Origin of the sequence: Pseudomonas sp. 25 R 14 (assembly GCF_900004755.1) — a bacterium.
Classification (GTDB): Bacteria; Pseudomonadota; Gammaproteobacteria; order Pseudomonadales; family Pseudomonadaceae; genus Aquipseudomonas; species Aquipseudomonas brenneri.
Genome location: NZ_CVTS01000017.1, coordinates 1 through 15,458, shown reverse-complemented (window position 1 = coordinate 15,458; position 15,458 = coordinate 1). Strand labels below are relative to the sequence as shown.

At 62.7% G+C, this 15,458-nt stretch carries 14 protein-coding genes and 1 pseudogene; 10 read left to right on the top strand and 5 right to left on the bottom strand.

The features are described from left to right. Positions 1-206, top strand: a 206-nt coding sequence (locus tag BFQ03_RS30400; protein WP_204839923.1) for a hypothetical protein, incomplete at its 5' end; no start/stop codon positions are given. A 278-nt stretch (positions 207-484) separates the two neighbouring features. On the opposite strand, the gene BFQ03_RS02865 is transcribed toward BFQ03_RS30400, so the two are convergent. The 4 genes from BFQ03_RS02865 to BFQ03_RS02850 all read right to left on the bottom strand — a co-directional run bounded on the left by BFQ03_RS02865 (position 485) and on the right by BFQ03_RS02850 (position 6,534). Continuing rightward, a complete protein-coding gene (locus tag BFQ03_RS02865) occupies positions 485-1,306 on the bottom strand; it encodes a hypothetical protein (RefSeq protein ID WP_139115627.1) in 822 nt (273 codons plus the stop codon). Beyond that, positions 1,303-2,904 carry a hypothetical protein gene (locus BFQ03_RS02860; RefSeq protein ID WP_065942439.1) on the bottom strand — a complete coding sequence of 534 codons (1,602 nt, stop codon included), beginning with the start codon at positions 2,902-2,904 and terminating at the stop codon, positions 1,303-1,305. The genes BFQ03_RS02865 and BFQ03_RS02860 overlap by 4 nt, the downstream gene beginning before the upstream one ends. Before the next feature lie 79 nt (positions 2,905-2,983). Then, positions 2,984-4,720 carry a hypothetical protein gene (locus BFQ03_RS02855; protein ID WP_065942438.1) on the bottom strand — a complete coding sequence of 579 codons (1,737 nt, stop codon included), beginning with the start codon at positions 4,718-4,720 and terminating at the stop codon, positions 2,984-2,986. Continuing rightward, positions 4,717-6,534 (bottom strand): tyrosinase family protein, encoded by a 1,818-nt coding sequence (locus tag BFQ03_RS02850; RefSeq protein ID WP_065942437.1) that lies wholly within the window; start codon positions 6,532-6,534, stop codon positions 4,717-4,719. The genes BFQ03_RS02855 and BFQ03_RS02850 overlap by 4 nt, the downstream gene beginning before the upstream one ends. 161 nt (positions 6,535-6,695) lie before the next feature. Here BFQ03_RS02850 and BFQ03_RS02845 point away from each other — a divergent pair, with 161 nt between their 5' ends. Then, positions 6,696-7,163, top strand: a complete 468-nt coding sequence (locus BFQ03_RS02845) for an Lrp/AsnC family transcriptional regulator (protein ID WP_032861020.1) — start codon at positions 6,696-6,698, stop codon at positions 7,161-7,163. On the opposite strand, the pseudogene BFQ03_RS31050 reads toward BFQ03_RS02845, so the two are convergent. Beyond that, positions 7,159-7,269, bottom strand: a pseudogene (locus BFQ03_RS31050) (outer membrane lipoprotein carrier protein LolA); the annotation flags it as partial. The gene BFQ03_RS02845 and the pseudogene BFQ03_RS31050 sit on opposite strands and share 5 nt — an antisense overlap. Before the next feature lie 112 nt (positions 7,270-7,381). Here BFQ03_RS31050 and BFQ03_RS02840 point away from each other — a divergent pair. From BFQ03_RS02840 to BFQ03_RS02805, 8 genes are all read left to right on the top strand, one after another. Continuing rightward, positions 7,382-7,984, top strand: a complete 603-nt coding sequence (locus BFQ03_RS02840) for a transposase (protein WP_032861019.1) — start codon at positions 7,382-7,384, stop codon at positions 7,982-7,984. Between the two features lie 62 nt (positions 7,985-8,046). Beyond that, positions 8,047-9,630, top strand: a complete 1,584-nt coding sequence (locus BFQ03_RS02835) for a ShlB/FhaC/HecB family hemolysin secretion/activation protein (RefSeq protein ID WP_032861120.1) — start codon at positions 8,047-8,049, stop codon at positions 9,628-9,630. A 25-nt stretch (positions 9,631-9,655) separates the two neighbouring features. Continuing rightward, the gene (locus BFQ03_RS02830; protein WP_065942436.1) at positions 9,656-11,455 is read left to right on the top strand and encodes a DUF2341 domain-containing protein; all 1,800 of its coding nucleotides are present in this window, start codon (positions 9,656-9,658) and stop codon (positions 11,453-11,455) included. Positions 11,456-11,466: 11 nt separating this feature from the next. Then, positions 11,467-11,886, top strand: coding sequence for an ExbD/TolR family protein (locus BFQ03_RS02825; RefSeq protein WP_065942435.1), 420 nt, complete (start codon positions 11,467-11,469; stop codon positions 11,884-11,886). After that, positions 11,883-12,587 carry an energy transducer TonB family protein gene (locus BFQ03_RS02820; protein WP_065942434.1) on the top strand — a complete coding sequence of 235 codons (705 nt, stop codon included), beginning with the start codon at positions 11,883-11,885 and terminating at the stop codon, positions 12,585-12,587. The genes BFQ03_RS02825 and BFQ03_RS02820 overlap by 4 nt, the downstream gene beginning before the upstream one ends. A 40-nt stretch (positions 12,588-12,627) precedes the next feature. Further along, entirely contained in the window at positions 12,628-14,316 is a 1,689-nt protein-coding gene (locus BFQ03_RS02815) for a putative porin (protein WP_032861015.1), read from the top strand. 17 nt (positions 14,317-14,333) lie between these two features. Then, entirely contained in the window at positions 14,334-14,960 is a 627-nt protein-coding gene (locus tag BFQ03_RS02810) for a DNA repair protein (RefSeq protein ID WP_065942433.1), read from the top strand. 21 nt (positions 14,961-14,981) lie between these two features. Further along, positions 14,982-15,458 (top strand): YbjN domain-containing protein, encoded by a 477-nt coding sequence (locus tag BFQ03_RS02805; RefSeq protein WP_174553281.1) that lies wholly within the window; start codon positions 14,982-14,984, stop codon positions 15,456-15,458.

Below are 15,458 nucleotides of genomic sequence, written 5' to 3'. Positions count from 1 at the left end.
CAGCGGCGCGCCAGGGCCGGGCGTCGATTGTGACGGTGGAGGTGCTGGGGTTCGGCGCGGAGCCGGTGCAGCGGGGGCAGGAAGAGGCACGCAGGGCGCCGGCGTATGACCCGCACAGCCCGGTGCAGGTGTTGGGGGCGGGGCCTTTGAGTGAACAGGCCAAGGCGCGGTTGACGGATGAGGAGCGGGGGCAGATTAGTTTGTAGGGAGAGTGTGCATATCCGGTGCTGCGGTAACCACGGCTACCCCGGCATCCACTGCACAATACCTGCCTGCGGCCAGTGTGGTTGAACGGGTCGCCTAAGATCAAAAGCAGAGCAAAAGCAAAGTGCGCAGCTGCTTACCTGTGGGAGCGGGCTTGCTCGCGAATGCGGTGTATCAGTCACCGCAAGCGTTAGCTGGTCCACCGCATTCGCGAGCAAGCCCGCTCCCACAGGGGTACGCGCACGATTCGACGATCAGGTCGGCTGTCCGGCCGCCTCGCCTAACGCTGACAAGGATCCGTCTTGTTCAACAAATTCCCCGTCGAATACCAGACCCGCTGCGCCGCCGGCCCCAGGTCCAACGCCACTGGCGCATCCGCCCGGCCTTCGAGCAAGGTCGGATAGACCCCAGGCTTGAGCGGTGACTGGCAGACAATCGGCAGCGACTGCACGGTGGTGAAGTTCAAATCTACCGTAGACACCAGTTGCGACGCCGAAAACGGCGCTGGCGGCCCAGGCAGGGTAATGATCTCCTGGAAGTCCGGATCCTGGGCGATGTAGTGGGTCAGGTGCGCCTCCTTGCCCCGGCCAAACAAGGTGTACACCAGCTGTTTGGGCCGGTCGATGCCCAGGTTGAACGGCCGGTAAATCACCACCGACTCGACCGTCACCGGCACGTTGTCAAACAGCACCGGCCCTGGTGTGCCGCCGCCGTCATTGGAGTAACCGTCATAGATCGTCGCCTTGAACGAGGTCACTTCACCGGACTTGAGTTGCGGCAAGGTGAACGTGTCGTTATCGACGTTGATCAGGTTATACGGCTTGCTCGGATTGGCCGCGCGCAGCGCCTGGTACTGGGTCATCACGTCAGCCGGCAGGCTGGCCTGCAGGACGATCTGGTACATGTGTTTTTCCGTGGTGAACATCGGCATATGCACCAGGAACAAGGTCTGCGAACCGACCATGAACATGCCGTGGTTGCCCGGTGCATCGGCATCGGCGCCGTTGCTCACGGCGTGCAGTTCGTGAGCCGAGTGGGCGAGGGCGTGGGGGCTGAGGACTGTCAGCAGGGCGAGCAGCAGGGTGGCAAGTGAGCGTTTCATGGTTGGACGTCCTTGAGGGTTTCGAAAGCCTGTACACGTTTGATCAGGCCATTTTGCGTAGCCGAGTCGGCATTGTTGAACAGGAACGAGAAGTCCGAGGCCAGGGTGGTACTGCCGGCGATCGTCGCGTTCTGATGGCACACGTTGCATTCCTTGCCCTGCACGTAAGTCTCCATGGTGGTGTTGGCCACCGGCACGTTGTCCTGGCTGATGAAGGCGCCGTACGACAGCGGTACCGTCGCTTTGGGCCCCGGCTCCGGGATGTTTGGCGGCGTCGGTGAGGTGATCCACAGCACGTTGATCAATTTGTAGTACTGGAACACTGACTGGCCCTGGGTCTGCTGGGCGAAGCTGGCCTGGACTGCGGCGTTGAGTGCTTGCATTTGCGAGGGTATGGGGTTGACCCGGGTGGTCTGTACCGGCTGGTCCCGTGGGTAGGGTTCGGTGCATTGGCGATCCGGGTTGTGCTGCTGGCATTGGATGCGCGCCACGTTGGGCGTGCACACGTCTGGGCCACCTGTGCAGTCGGGGTTGTTGAAGGTGAAACCTTCAGCCGGCGGCTGCTGTGCGGGCACTTGGTCGGGTTCGGGCACATTGTCGACCTGTTCGAAGGTGGTCCAGATGAAGTTCGGTGAGCTTTGGGTCTTGTTGATGATATGCAGGCCCACCAGGCCCACTACCTGCTGGTTGCATTGCAGGGTGGCGGGGTCCTTGAGCCAGGCGACGGTGGTCAGGTAGCGCCCGTAGAGCTGGGGCTGGCCGGTGAGAATCCGCCAGGCGGCCTTGAGCTCCAGTGCTCCGAGTTGGTCCTGGGGCAGCGGGGTCTTGGGCATCGAACGCAGCTCCTCGCCAGCGGGCAGCGACAAGCCGGCCGGGTGCTGGCCGTCGACGTTCTGCGCCACGGCCAGTTGCTGGGCGGCGTCATACAACTGGTTGTTGACGATGTAGTTGAATTCGGCCTTGCCTACCTTGCGTTCGAAATACACCAGGTTGCCGGTCTGATCGGTCAGCCAGCCGCCGTCCGCTTCCATGATCGGGTCAGGAAGGGTGGCCAGGGTGCCGCTGGACAAGTGAAAGCGATGCCGGGCATTGATTGCGCTTTCCGAGGTGGCGTTCATGAACTTGCGCGCCCCTACCGACAAGGCTTTGAGGCTGCCCTCACTGCTGCAATTGGACGGCACCAGTGTCTGTACGCCCCAGCCTGTGGGCGGTCGGGCGCCGGGCAGGAAGATATCGTTGGCGTCTTTGTAGCTGGCCCACACCGGTGCGGTGGCCATGGGTTGCCCTGCGGCCTGGGGCACGCCAAATTGCGCCATGGTGATCTTGCGGTTCGGCTCGCCCGCGAGGGCCGCATTGGCTGGCCACCCGGGATCCACTGGCCAGTTCAGGGCAATAAACAGCTGCCAGCCAAAGCAGTTCATAAAGCTCTGGCCGGTGGTGTTGAAATTGTTGACGGGTAGAAAACCGCCGCTGTTGGGATCGAACACCAACTGCTGCTGGACGCAGGTGTCGGCATCCGATGCCTGGGCCGAGGGCAGGAAAAACAGGGACAGCAGCGTGCTGACCAGCAGCAGTTTGCTCAAGCGGAACTTGTGCATGATCGCGCTCCTTGCATGAAGCTGATAACGGTCCTGTAGGCGCTGGCAAGCCAGCGCCTACAGGGGGCGGTGTTTGCCCTTAGGTGGACGGCACCAACGCCAGCCCGGACTCCCACGGATGGTCCGCCGCGCTGACGTTATCCGCCTCGCCCGGGTTGAGCGCGCGCACCGTCACCAACCCTGGCGCAGCGTTTGGCGCGACGGTGATGGTCATGATGTAACCCTGGGTCCCACCCGAATTGGTCTGCCCGGGAATCGCCGAGGCATCGGGCAGAAATTGCGTGACCTGCGCCGTGACCCCGGGGTTGCTGAACTGGATCCGCGCGGTGGCGGCGGTGGTCTTGAGGTCGGCGCCTTGTACCACCAGGGCAAACGGGTTGCGGGTGCCTTGGGCGAGCCAGGCCGGGAGGTCGGTGGGCGACTGGCCGTAGAACAGGTCCAGCGGTAGCAATTGCACCGGCCAGGGTTGCAAGCCATTGACCCGATCCTGCACACAAGGCGACGACGGCGGCGTGCTGCTGATCGGCGTGGCGGTCACACTCAGGCCCACCAGCAACTGCTGGGCAATCACCCACACGTAGTCGACAGCCTGGCCGTTGATGGTGATGTCATTGATCGAAAATCCTGCGCTGGCCGGTACTTCAAACACCGCCTGCAGAATTTGGTCAGAGCCGTTGACCGCTGATTTGGCGGTGCCTCGGGTAATGCGCCAGTACTGGCTGACATCCTGGCCCTGCGGGCCTTTCCACGCCGAGAAGTTGGTGGGCTGTTGCAGGTACAGGGCGATGGGGTTGGTCAGGGAAATCCGGTTTTCGACGGCCACGCCGTTGGCCGCAAAGCCGATATGCGGGTCGGAGTTGCGATAGTTCTGCCCGTATTGCGCGCAGCAGATCAACGATTGCGGGCTCTGGCTGCTGCTCAGGGGGCGCATGATCGTGGCCGCTGCTGCCAGGTACACCTCGGCGCTGAGGGTGTTGGGGCCGGAAGTCAGGTGCATCGCGCCGCCGAACTGGCCGGGGGTGCAGGCGGTGCCGGCGTTCCACTTGTTGACGGTGTCGTAGGCGGGCTGGCCCGTGGTGGGGTCGATCACCGGATCGCCGGCCTTGCCGGTCGGGCAGTCGGCGGTATAGCGCAGGTACAGGTCTTCCAGTTGTACGGCCGGGTCGATGTAGTCGCGATACAGCCCCAGCACGGCATTCGGATCGATGCGCCACATCGCCAGGAAATACGCCGGGTTTTCGCTGGTGAAGGTGATCTTGCGCATGTCGCCATTGGCATCGCGCACAATCGACCATTCGCAGTATTCGTCCAGCCAGCCGCGTGGCCCCGAGGGCGAGAAGTCTTTGTATTTACCCTGCCAGTCGATGCTCGGGCAGCGGGTTACCGGCAGTTGCAGCAGGGTGCCCTTCTTGTCCGGGTCGTACAGGCTGTACAGGGTGTCGTTGATGGTGATCTGGCCGTTATCGGTCAGTTCCATGACTTGTTGCAGGGTCATGGCCTTGCCGCCTAGTTGCGGGATCACCGCCGTGCCGTTGTTGTAGAAAAAGGTCCACAGCCGGTTGGGGAAGGGCTGCCAGGTGATCGCAGGCGGAGTGTCGGGGCCATAACCCTCGACCAGCGGGTTGTAGTAGCCCGAGCGGGGCGCGTCATACAGGCCCGACCACGGGTTACCGATGATCGCGGCTTCGGTCCAGCCGGTGACGTCGTTGTTCCAGTCGGTTTCAAATTGCGGCAACTGGTTTTCCAGGCCCAGCTTGTTGTAGTCCTTTGGCGCTTGCCCAGCGGGGGAGGTGAATTGCTTGAAGGGCGTGCTCATGTCAGATCTCCATGGGGTGTGGGGGTAGCTGCACAGCAACCGGCACTCGGGGGAGGGTCGGCAACGGTCTGGCGCGGGTCGTCCCACACCAGTTGGGCGATAAAGCCAGGCAGCGGCGCGTACTCTTGCGGCGCCAATACCCGGCCACTATCGAGATGGGTGACCAGCAGGCTCAACTGCACGGCGTGCGTGGGGCCAAGGTGCAATGCCGTGGCACTGCGCGCGGCATTCAGCGCGCGGCACACGCCGTGGGTGATGCAGCGACCCTTGTCATCCACCAGCCCCATGCCAATGCGACTGAAGCGCCCGACGTAGTGCGGGTTATCGGCGTTGACTTGCTGTGGCGTGGCGTCGGGCTGGTTGAGGAATACGTCGATCAGGTAGGTGTCGTGGGTGCAGCGCACATGGTCGAACACCACCCACGGGCCGCTAGCCTGCACCTGCTCCTGGACAGGCGCGGCACTGTGCGGGCAGCAGGCTTTCGCGCTGGCGCGGCGTGCGCCAAACGGCGGCGCCACTGGCGTGCCGTAGTCATAGCCGATATGCCGGCTGTCCTGGGCCATATCGCCCAGGGTGGTATAGCGCCAGGCATCGGCACTGGTGAAGGTCACCGTCTCGGCCTGGCTGCCGGCAAACGGCTGGAGCAGGCACTGGGTGGTGTACTGCGCCGCCGGGTTGGCGCGGATCCAGAGTTCCAGCACGCGGTCGATATTGGCGTGGTAGGAGCAGAACACCGGGTCAAACGCGGTGTAGGCGTTGTCGGCCATATCGCCCCCGATCCAGCCGTGATAGTTGTCGTGGGGTTGTTCGTAGAGGCCATCGAAGTTCAGCGTGCGGTTGGGGTACAACTCGTCTTTTTGCGGTGGATCAAACACGGTGATATTGGCCCAGGGATACCCCGGCACGCCCTGGGGCTGGCTGAAGGTCTTGAACGTCAGGGCGTCGACCACCTGCTGCTGGAAAATCCGGCTCATCCCATACAGTTGGGTGCGTTTGAGACGCTGCTGGTCACCCTGGGTATAGAACAGCGGGTTGCGTTGCACGAACCGGCAGTCCACGCCCTCGACGTTGCCCGAGGCACAGACTTTCGAGCGACCGTCCTTGGCCGCCGCATAGCGCAACGGGTTGCGCCGCACTTCACCGCTGTGCGGGTGTACATAGGTTTCATCGAGAAAGGCCTGGGGCAGGCCGGCCTGAGGGCTGCCATCGACACTGGCGTCCTCGGCCATCCAGTCCCAGTACGGGATCGGGCAGTCGATCAATGCCTCCAGGTACAGCAGGTAGGCGCGATGCCACAGGGCAAAGGCCTCCTGGTAATGCAGGCACCAGTTGGTGTGGATATAGGCGTAGCGCTGCCAGGGTGAGCCGCTGTCCGGGTTGCCTATCTGCATCACGTCGTCGAGCCGCGCGCGGTACAGGTCCAGTTGTGCCTGGCTCAACGCACGGATGTCTTGGCGCACGCGCTTGACCGGGTGCGGCAGGTCTGGAGGCGGGATGCGCTCGGCGATGTCGAACGGCGAAAAGCTGTTCAGGCGCCAGCCCTGGTTGACCCACAGGCGGAAGGTTTCCAGGGCATCGATGGGCCAGAACTGTCGGTCATCCAGGGTCAGCGGCATATTGCGCGACGCCAGGTGCTGGTAGATGGTTTCTGACCAGGTTTTGACCGAATCGGGGTCTTCGAGGAACACGTCGTAGGCGTTCATGCAGCGCACCCACGAGCCTGCGACGATGGCGCGATCTGCGGGTGGTATCCAGTAAGGCGCGGTGAAAAGCCCTTGGATATCAGCGGTCCATGTCGGTTTGGCGACTATCATAGGATCCCTCTCATGCAGCTCCCATGCTGGATCTGCCGGGGCTGCTAAGCTGGATTTGATAGTAACGGGCCACTGTGCAGTGATTTGTGCAAATTGGTCGGCGGTTACGGCGGATTCATTGCAGTTTTCTCAAGGAAGAAGTGGAAATAATGACAGACGCCATGGATTTGAAAATTCTCGGCAAATTGCAGAAGGATTGCACCCAGAGCCTGGACCTGCTCAGCGACAGCGTGGGGCTGTCCTCGACCAGTTGTTACCGGCGCATCCGGCGGTTGGAGAGTGCAGGAATCATCAAGGCGAAAGTCGCGGTGCTGGATGAAAAAAAGCTGGGGATCCAGGTCACCGCGTTCTTTTTGATCAAGCTCGACAAGGACAGCAACGACATTGATCGCAAGATGCAGCACATCCTGGCCAGTCACCCGGAGATCCAGGACTGTTACCTGATGACCGGGGAGTTTGACTTTGTGATGGTGGCCAAGTTTCGCGATGCCACGGAGTACACCGAATACATCTATCGGTTTCTCGACACGTACCGGGATATTCCGATTCGCACGTATTCATCGACGTTGGTGGTGCGCACGGTGAAGAAGTCTTATGAGCTGCCGTTGCAGGGCGTGCAGCATCTGTAGGAGCGAGCTTGCTCGCGAAAAACGCAAGATCACCACGTTCCGTCAGGCCCCCCGCATTATCGTTGACGACCTTCGCCGGCAAGCCGGCTCCTACACAGGGGCTCATCAAAGAGTGAAGCTTTTGTGACAAAAGTTCGGTAGCTCCCCCGTCCCCCCGTCTTGCCTATGTAACGCGCTCAAGCACGCGAAACAGGCCAGGAGTGGGGCGGATGGGAACTATGGAACGCTACTCGAAAGTAGGCATGCAGGAGCTCGACCAGCGCCTGTCAAAGATCGTCGAAGCCGCGCGCAAGAAGCCGGTTTCGGTCTATCGCTATGGCGCGCCCTGGGTCTGGATCGTGTCCCAGGAGGACTGGCAGGGCGCCTTGAAAGAAGTGTCCAGCTACATACCCGCCGGTCACTCCCTGGTGTTGCTGCGCCCGCAGATCGACGAGGTGCTCGACCAGCACCGCGACTTGCTCCAGGCCCTGAATGCCGAACCCGGCATGCTCATCGCCCCGCGTACGGTGTTGCAGATCCTGTTGCTGCAACTGCTCTATTCGGTACCCAGCGAACAGCAACTGCATGAGCAGCTCAACTACAACCTGCTGTTTCGCTGGTTCGTCGGCCTGGACCTGACCCAACGGGTCTGGGGCATCCACATCCTGCAACGCGATATCGCCACGCTCCTGGGCAACCCACGGGCAGTGCAGTTGATCCAGAAAATCATCGGTGAAGTGTTCTGTGGCGCCTTGCTGCACATGCCGGAGTTCTCCTTGAACTTCGCGCTGCTGCACACCTGGCTGGCACGGCATGCCAATACCTCGACATCCAGCAATTGAGCAGGCCAAACGCTGTGCCAACAACAGTGAAGGCCAATAACTTCAGTAATCCAGGGGGCGGTGTGACGCATCTGTTCAAATCAACGTTGGCACTGTGTTGCCTGACGCTGGGGGCGCTGGCGCCGCCGGTGTGGGCTGAGGAAGAGGCCGCGGTGCGCCGGGTGGACGTCAATGAGTACTTCGTGCGCGGCAATACCGTGCTCGACGCCCGGGCCATCGAGGAGGCGGTGTACCCGTTCCTCGGCCCGCAAAAGACCCTGGTCGACATCGAGGGCGCCCGCGATGCCCTGCAGAAGATCTACCAGGCGCGTGGTTATCAGTCGGTGTTTGTCGAATTGCCCGAGCAGAAGGTCGATGACGGCATCGTCTACCTGCAAGTCAGCGAGACCAAGGTCGGCCGTGTGCGAGTGGTGGGGGCCAAGCACTATTCGCCGGTGGAAATCCGCGAAGAGGTGCCAGCACTGAAGGAGGGTGCAGTGCCGGATTTCGCCACTGTACAGACTCAGTTGGCGGGCTTGAATCGCGGGGCAGGGCGCCAGGTCACGCCGTTGGTGCGTGAGGGCCAGCGCCCCGGCACCATGGATGTGGACCTGCAGGTCGAAGACCAGAATCCCTGGCACGCCAGCCTCGGCTTGAACAACGACTACAGCGCCGACACCGAGAAACTGCGCAGCGTCGCGACCCTGGGTTACGACAACCTCTGGCAACTGGGGCACAGCGTGTCCCTGACCTTTTTCACGGCGCCCCAGGACAGTGAAAACGCCAAGGTCTGGTCGGGTTCCTACAGCGCACCGCTCAACGAGCGTTGGACCTTGCAGTTCTCCGGTTACCAGTCCGACAGCAATATCGCCACGATTGGCGGCAGCAACGTGTTGGGCAAGGGCCACTCCTACGGCGTCTCGGCGATCTACAACCTGCCGGCCACGGGCAGTTGGGCCAATTCGTTGTCGGTGGGAGTGGACTTCAAGGACTTCGACGAGCAGATGCAGTTTGGCGGCAGTCGCGACCAGATCCCGCTGAAGTACGCGCCATTGACCTTCGGCTACAACGGCTACCGCTATACCGAGCAGGCGCAACTGGGCCTGGGCCTGAACCTGGTGGTCGGCACCCGTGCGTTTTTTGGCTACGGCAGCGACGCCGAAGAGTTCCAGTACAAGCGCGACCAGGCCAGCCCCAGTTTTGCCGTGCTCAAGGGCGACCTGAATTACACCTACACCTTCACCGGCGACTGGCAGTCGGCGACCAAGACCGCCTTCCAACTGGCCTCCGGGCCGCTGGTGTCCAACGAGCAGTACTCCGCCGGCGGTGCCACCTCGATCCGTGGCTACCTGGCCGCCGAGCGCACCGGGGATGAGGGCTACTTACTCTCCCAGGAACTGCGCACGCCGTCCCTGGCCAAGTTCCTCGGCAGCTATGTGCAGGAATGGCGTTTCTACGCCTTTGCCGAAGGTGCGCGCCTGCGCCTGCACGACCCGTTGCCCGAGCAGGAAGACGAATACAGCCTGGCCAGCGTCGGCCTCGGTACCCGCGCCAGTTTGAGCAAGTGGTTGTCCGGCAGCCTGGATTGGGGCTACCCGCTGCTCGATGGACCAAACACCCAGAAACAGGACTCGCGACTGCACTTCAGTGTGCAGGCGACTTTCTGACCCTTTTTTCCGGAGAACCCTTCACATGCAACGCCTATTTCTGAGCCTGTTGATCTGCCTGGGCTTCGCGCTCCCGGCCACCGCCCATGCCTGGTGGCAGGACGACTGGCATTACCGCAAGCAGATTTCGGTGGACACCACCCCCCAAGGTGCCGCGATCAATCAGGCGCTGGGCCGCACCGCGTTGCTGGTGCGCCTGCACACCGGCAACTTCACCTTCGACGGGGTCAAGGAAGACGGCGCCGACCTGCGCTTTGTCAGCGTCGATGACAAGACCGTGTTCAACCACCAGATCGAAAGCTTTGACCCACTGATGGGCATGGCACTGATCTGGGTCGACATGCCCAAGGTCGAAGGCGGCCAGCGCCAGGACCTGTGGATGTACTACGGCAACGAGAAGGCCCCGGCGACCGGCAACGGCCAATTGACGTTCGATCCGAGCTACACCGCGCTTTACCATTTCGATGGCGCCAACGGCACCCCGGCCCGTGACACCACGGCTTATGGCAACACCGCGCTGAACGCCACCGGTGCGAGCATCGACGGCGTGATCGGGCGGGCCTTACAGTTCAGCGGCCAGCCCTTGCTGTTGCCGGCCAGCCCATCGTTGCAGCACACCGCCAACGGTGCCTTTACCTTCAGCGCCTGGCTGCGCCTGGACCAAGCCGGCGGTGAGCAAGTGGTGCTGGCCCGGCGCGAAGGCACCGCCAACCTGCTGCTGGGCTTGAACCAGGGCACGCCGTTTATCGAGATCGACGGCCAGCGCGCGGTGTCGACCCAGCCGCTGAACCCCGGCCAATGGCAACACCTGGCGTTTACCGCCGCCGGCAATAGCGTGACGCTGTACGTCAACGGCCGTGAAACCGCGAGCCTGGCGCAGGCGATGCCGGCGTTCAACTCACAACTGGCCATCGGTGCCGACCTGCCGCAATCCACCAGCGGCTTGCTGCCATTTACCGGGGCGATGGATGAACTGCGCCTGTCCAAGGTGGCGCGTGCGGCGGGGGTGTTGCTGGCCGATGCCAGTGCCCAGGGTTCCGAGTCGAAACTGCTGGCCTATGGCGTGGACGAAGAACAGTCAGGCTTCGGTTTCGGCAGCCTGGGCTTTTTGCTCAAGGCCGTGCCGATCGATGCCTGGGTGATCATCCTGGTGCTGGTGGCGATGATGTTCCAGTCGTGGGTCATCATGATCCGCAAGAACCGCATGGTCAGTCGCGTCAGCAGTGCCAACGAGGTATTCCGCGAGCAGTTCGCGCAGATCGGCACCCGCCTGGAAATGTATTACGACGACCAGCTCCTGGCCGAGCGCCTGACCCACTCGTCGCTCTGGCGCCTGTACCGCGTTGCAGTCCAGGAAATCCGCACCCGCCGCGCCCAGGGCGCCGACACCAGTTCGGTGTCGGCGGCCACCATCGAAGCTATCCGTTGCTCCATGGACGGCGTGCGCACCCGGGAAAACCAGCAACTCAGCGCCAAGCTCTCGACCTTGTCCAACGCTATCGCCGGCGGCCCATACATCGGCCTGCTCGGCACGGTCCTGGGGATCATGGTGGTGTTCCTCGGCACGGCCATGGCCGGTGACGTCAACATCAATGCGATCGCCCCGGGCATGGCCGCCGCCTTGCTGGCCACGGCCATGGGCCTGTTCGTCGCGATCCCCGCGCTGTTTGGCTACAACCGCCTGATCACGCGCAACAAGGAAGTCAGCGCCGACATGCGCGTGTTCGTCGATGAGTTCATCACTCGCCTGGCGGAGATGCACGGCGAGAGCCAGTCCAGCGAGGCCGCGCATCGGCGCGTCCAGCCCGCCCACGTACCGGCCTGAGGAGAACCCGCATGGCTTCTGTGAATGCCTCCCACGATGATGAAGAAGACGCCGCCGTCGACAGCATCAACATCACGCCCCTGGTGGACGTGCTGATGGTGGTGCTGGTGATGTTTATCCTCACGGCCACGGCCCAGGTCTCGGGGATCCAGATCCACTTGCCCAAGGCCAGCGCCTCGGTGTCGTTGTCCGAGGCCAAGACCAAGGCGATCTCGGTCAACGACGGCGGCCAGGTATTCCTCGACGCTTACCCGGTGACCCTGGGTGAACTGGAAGAGCGCCTGCGCATCGAGAAGGCCCTGAACCCCGAGTTCCCGGTGATTGTGCGCGGCGACGCCACGGTGCAGTACCAGAAGGTCATTGAGGTGCTCGATCTGTTGCGCCGCCTGGAGCTGTCCCAGGTTGGCCTGGTCACCGGAAAACCGTCATGACCGCACAAGTGCCAATCCCGCCCACGCCCGTGAAAAAGTCGCCGCTGCGCCCGCTGAAGTGGGGCGCGGGCCTGCTGGTGGGCGCCGTGGCCGCGTGGTTTTTGTGGCAGTGGGCCAATGACATGAGTGGCGTGCGCCGCGAAGCGCCCAAGGTACCGATGATTATCCCGCTGCCGCCACCACCGCCACCGCCGCCGGAACCGCCCAAGGAGCCCGAGCCCCAGGTCGAGGAAAAAATCCCCGAACCCGAGCCAACCCCTGCGCCGCAAGAGGTCAAGCCCGAAGAGCAGGCACCGCCCAGTCCCGCCGACGACTTGGCCAACCCGATGCAGATCGACGGCGATGCCCAGGCCGGTAACGACGGTTTCAACGTTGGCGCCGGCAAGGGTGGCGGCATGGCTGGGTCAGGCGCGGGCGGCCTGGGCACGGGAACGTTCAAGCAGTACCTGGCCGGGGTGTTCCAGCGCCTGCTACGTGAAGACCCGCAGTTGCGCAAGAAGGCCTATGCGGTGCAGGCCGACTTGTGGTTGAGCGGCGATGGCGAGGTGACGCGGGTGGAGCTGGCCCAGTCCAGCGGCGATGCCGACACCGATGCCCAGGTGCTGGCGGCGCTGCGGGCCACGCCTCGTTTGAAAGAACGCACACCGGCCTCCCTGACCTTGCCGGTGCGCCTGTCCCTCAAGGGCCGACGCCCGGAGTGAGTGAACCTTTTTTGCAGTTTTCTACAGGAGTTGTGTGCAGATGATTTCCCACGTGAATCGATTGACCCTGGCGGTCGGCATGGTCATCGCGACCCTGGTTGGCCAGGCAACGGCCGCCCCGGTCGCGCCCTCGGAAAACGCCACGATCAACCTGATCCGCCTGCTGGTGCAGCAAGGCGTGCTCAAGCAGGAACAGGCCGATGGGCTGATCGCCCAGGCCGAGAAAGAGGCAGTGCAGGCGCGCCAGACGGCAGTGGCCGCCGGGCCTGCGGCGGCACCCGGGGATGTGCGGGTGCAGTATGTGCCGGCGGCGGTGCGTGATCAGATCCGCGACCAGGTCAAGGCCGAAGTCATGGCCACCGCCAAGCAAGAGAATTGGGCGCAGCCCAACACCTTCCCGGATTGGGTATCGCGCATCAGCTTTGACGGTGACATTCGCCTGCGCGACGAATCGCGGTTTTTCTCGGGCAATAACAGCAACGAAATCGTCGACTACGCCAAACTCAACGAGAACGGCCCCTACGACGTCAATAAAGACACCAACACCCGCCTGCCGCCGTTGCTCAACACCCGCGAGGACCGCGAGAACCTGTTCCGCCTGCGCGCGCGCCTGGGCATGAAGGCAATCATTTCGCCCGAGTGGACTGCCGGTATCCGCATCGGCACCGGCTCCGACAACAACCCGGTGTCCACCACCCAGACCCTGGGCGGCGGCTTTGGCAAGAAAGACATCTGGCTCGACCAGGGCTACCTGACCTGGAAGGCCACCCAGGACCTGACCCTGACCGGCGGGCGGATCGCCAACCCGTTCTATTCCACCGACATGATGTACTCCAACGACCTCAACTTCGACGGTGTGGCGGCGATCTTCAACCACAGCCTCAACAACGAGTGGGGCCTGTTCGGCACGATCGGCGCGTTCCCGGTGGAGTACACCTCCGACACGGCCAGCAGCAACGGTTTCGACAAGGAAGACAGCGACACCAAATGGCTGTTCGGCGGGCAGATCGGCGCCAACTGGAAGATCAACCGCAGCAACAGCCTCAAGGGCGCGTTGGCCTATTACCGCTTCGACGACATCGAAGGTCAGCGCTCCAGCCCTTGCTCGCCGTGGGCCGGTGCGCCGGGTTGCGACACCGACGGTTCGCGCGTGGCCTTTATGCAAAAGGGCAACAGCGTGTTCCTGCTGCGCAATATCAACGCCAACCCGGCGACTCCGGGCCTGACCCCGCAGCCACAGTACGTGGGCCTGGCCTCCAAGTTCGATGTCCTGGACCTGAACCTGGTGTGGGACAGCGAGCTGCCGCAAGACTTCAAGCTGCGCAGCCAGGCCAACTTCATTCACAACCTGGCCTACGACAAGGGCGAAATGCTCAAGCGCAGCGAAGGCGAGATCGTCAACAACATCAACAGCAAGGGCCAGTTTGAAAGTGGCGGCAATGCGCTGATGGTGCAGTTCACCCTCGGCAGCGCGCTGGAGATGAAAAAGGCCGGCGACTGGAACCTGTTGGCCGGCTACAAGTACATCCAGCCAGATGCCTTGCCGGACGGTTTCAACGACTCGTCGTTCCACCTCGGTGGCACCAACGCCAAGGGCTATTTCATTGGCGGCAACTACGGTATCGACAAGAACATCTACGCCAGCGCCCGTTGGTTGAGCGCATCAGAAGTGTATGGCGCGCCGTTTGAAGTCGACGTGATGCAACTGGAACTGAATACGCGCTTCTGACGCGTCGGGAGAAACCCATGAACATGCGAATTTGCGGGCTGGTCCTGGCCCTGGTCGCCACTGGCGCCTCGGCTGAAGGCATGGAGGAGCGCCTGCGCACTCAGTTGCGCAGCACCACCGCGCAATTACAAGCGCTGCAAAGCGAGCAGGCCCAGGCCGCTGCCGCACGGATTGCCGCCGAAAACCAGGCCAGGCAGGCCCAGGTGCAGATCAAGCAATTGAGCGCCGATTTGGACAAGGTGCGCGGCGTCGCCGAGCAGTTGGCCGGCCAGCAGCAGAGCCTGCACAGCCAGGCCCAGGCGCAAGTGGCGGCGAGTGCCGAGCAGACCGGCAAGTTCAAGAAAGCCTACGAGGAACTGCTGGTGCTGGCCCGTGGCAAAGAAACCGAGCGCGCACGCCTGCAGGCGCAATTGAGCGAACGTGACACACAAGTGCAGCAATGTTCAGCCAAGAATCAACAGATGTACGGCGTGGCCCAGGAGTTGCTCGCGGCCTACGAAAAAATCGACGTGGCCGAGGTCATGAGCATCCGCCAACCGTTCGCCAGCGGCGCGCGGGTCAAGTTCGAGGAACTGGCCCAGGGGTTTGGCGACGGCCTGTACAACAGCCGCTTTGATGCGCCCCAGGCGGCGCTCAATCACTGATCAACCAAGGAAGAGATGAACATGAGCGAATTGATGAGCAGCGTGACCACCCAGAGCCTCACCGAGTTGCTGCAAGAGGCCGGCTACCGGGTCAACCAGAGCGAACAGAACGGCATCGTGCAGTTGCTCAGCGCCAGCCAGGGTATCGGTTTTGCCGTGCGTTTCGGTAATCCGGCGCCAGAGCAGGGCGCCTACGTGGACTTCACCTACAGCTGCGCGCTGCGGGTCCAGGGTGAGCTGCCCGAAGGCTTGACCCAGGTGTGGAACACCTCGCGACGCTTTGCCCGGTTGTCGGTGCAGGGTGAATTCCTGCTGATGGAAATGGACGTGGTGGTGGCGGGCGTCGGTGCCCTGTATCTGCGCAGCCAATTGGAATTGTGGGACCGGCTGTTGCAGGAATTTATCGTCTACCTGCGTGAGTACAGCCAGACTGCCGCGCAGCTCCAGTCCCAGGACGCTCCAGGCGTTGAAACCCGTGAAGAGGCGCCGGTGCTGTGA

Excerpts from the sequence above, each read along its gene's own strand:
- BFQ03_RS02820 (WP_065942434.1), top strand. The coding sequence starts at position 11,883 with ATGACCGCACAAGTGCCAATCCCGCCCACGCCCGTGAAAAAGTCGCCG.
- BFQ03_RS02805 (WP_174553281.1), top strand. The coding sequence starts at position 14,982 with ATGAGCGAATTGATGAGCAGCGTGACCACCCAGAGCCTCACCGAGTTG.
- BFQ03_RS02825 (WP_065942435.1), top strand. The coding sequence starts at position 11,467 with ATGGCTTCTGTGAATGCCTCCCACGATGATGAAGAAGACGCCGCCGTC.
- BFQ03_RS02845 (WP_032861020.1), top strand. The coding sequence starts at position 6,696 with ATGGATTTGAAAATTCTCGGCAAATTGCAGAAGGATTGCACCCAGAGC.
- BFQ03_RS02865 (WP_139115627.1), bottom strand. The coding sequence starts at position 1,306 with ATGAAACGCTCACTTGCCACCCTGCTGCTCGCCCTGCTGACAGTCCTC.
- BFQ03_RS02840 (WP_032861019.1), top strand. The coding sequence starts at position 7,382 with ATGGAACGCTACTCGAAAGTAGGCATGCAGGAGCTCGACCAGCGCCTG.
- BFQ03_RS02810 (WP_065942433.1), top strand. The coding sequence starts at position 14,334 with ATGAACATGCGAATTTGCGGGCTGGTCCTGGCCCTGGTCGCCACTGGC.
- BFQ03_RS02850 (WP_065942437.1), bottom strand. The coding sequence starts at position 6,534 with ATGATAGTCGCCAAACCGACATGGACCGCTGATATCCAAGGGCTTTTC.
- BFQ03_RS02860 (WP_065942439.1), bottom strand. The coding sequence starts at position 2,904 with ATGCACAAGTTCCGCTTGAGCAAACTGCTGCTGGTCAGCACGCTGCTG.
- BFQ03_RS02815 (WP_032861015.1), top strand. The coding sequence starts at position 12,628 with ATGATTTCCCACGTGAATCGATTGACCCTGGCGGTCGGCATGGTCATC.
- BFQ03_RS02830 (WP_065942436.1), top strand. The coding sequence starts at position 9,656 with ATGCAACGCCTATTTCTGAGCCTGTTGATCTGCCTGGGCTTCGCGCTC.
- BFQ03_RS02855 (WP_065942438.1), bottom strand. The coding sequence starts at position 4,720 with ATGAGCACGCCCTTCAAGCAATTCACCTCCCCCGCTGGGCAAGCGCCA.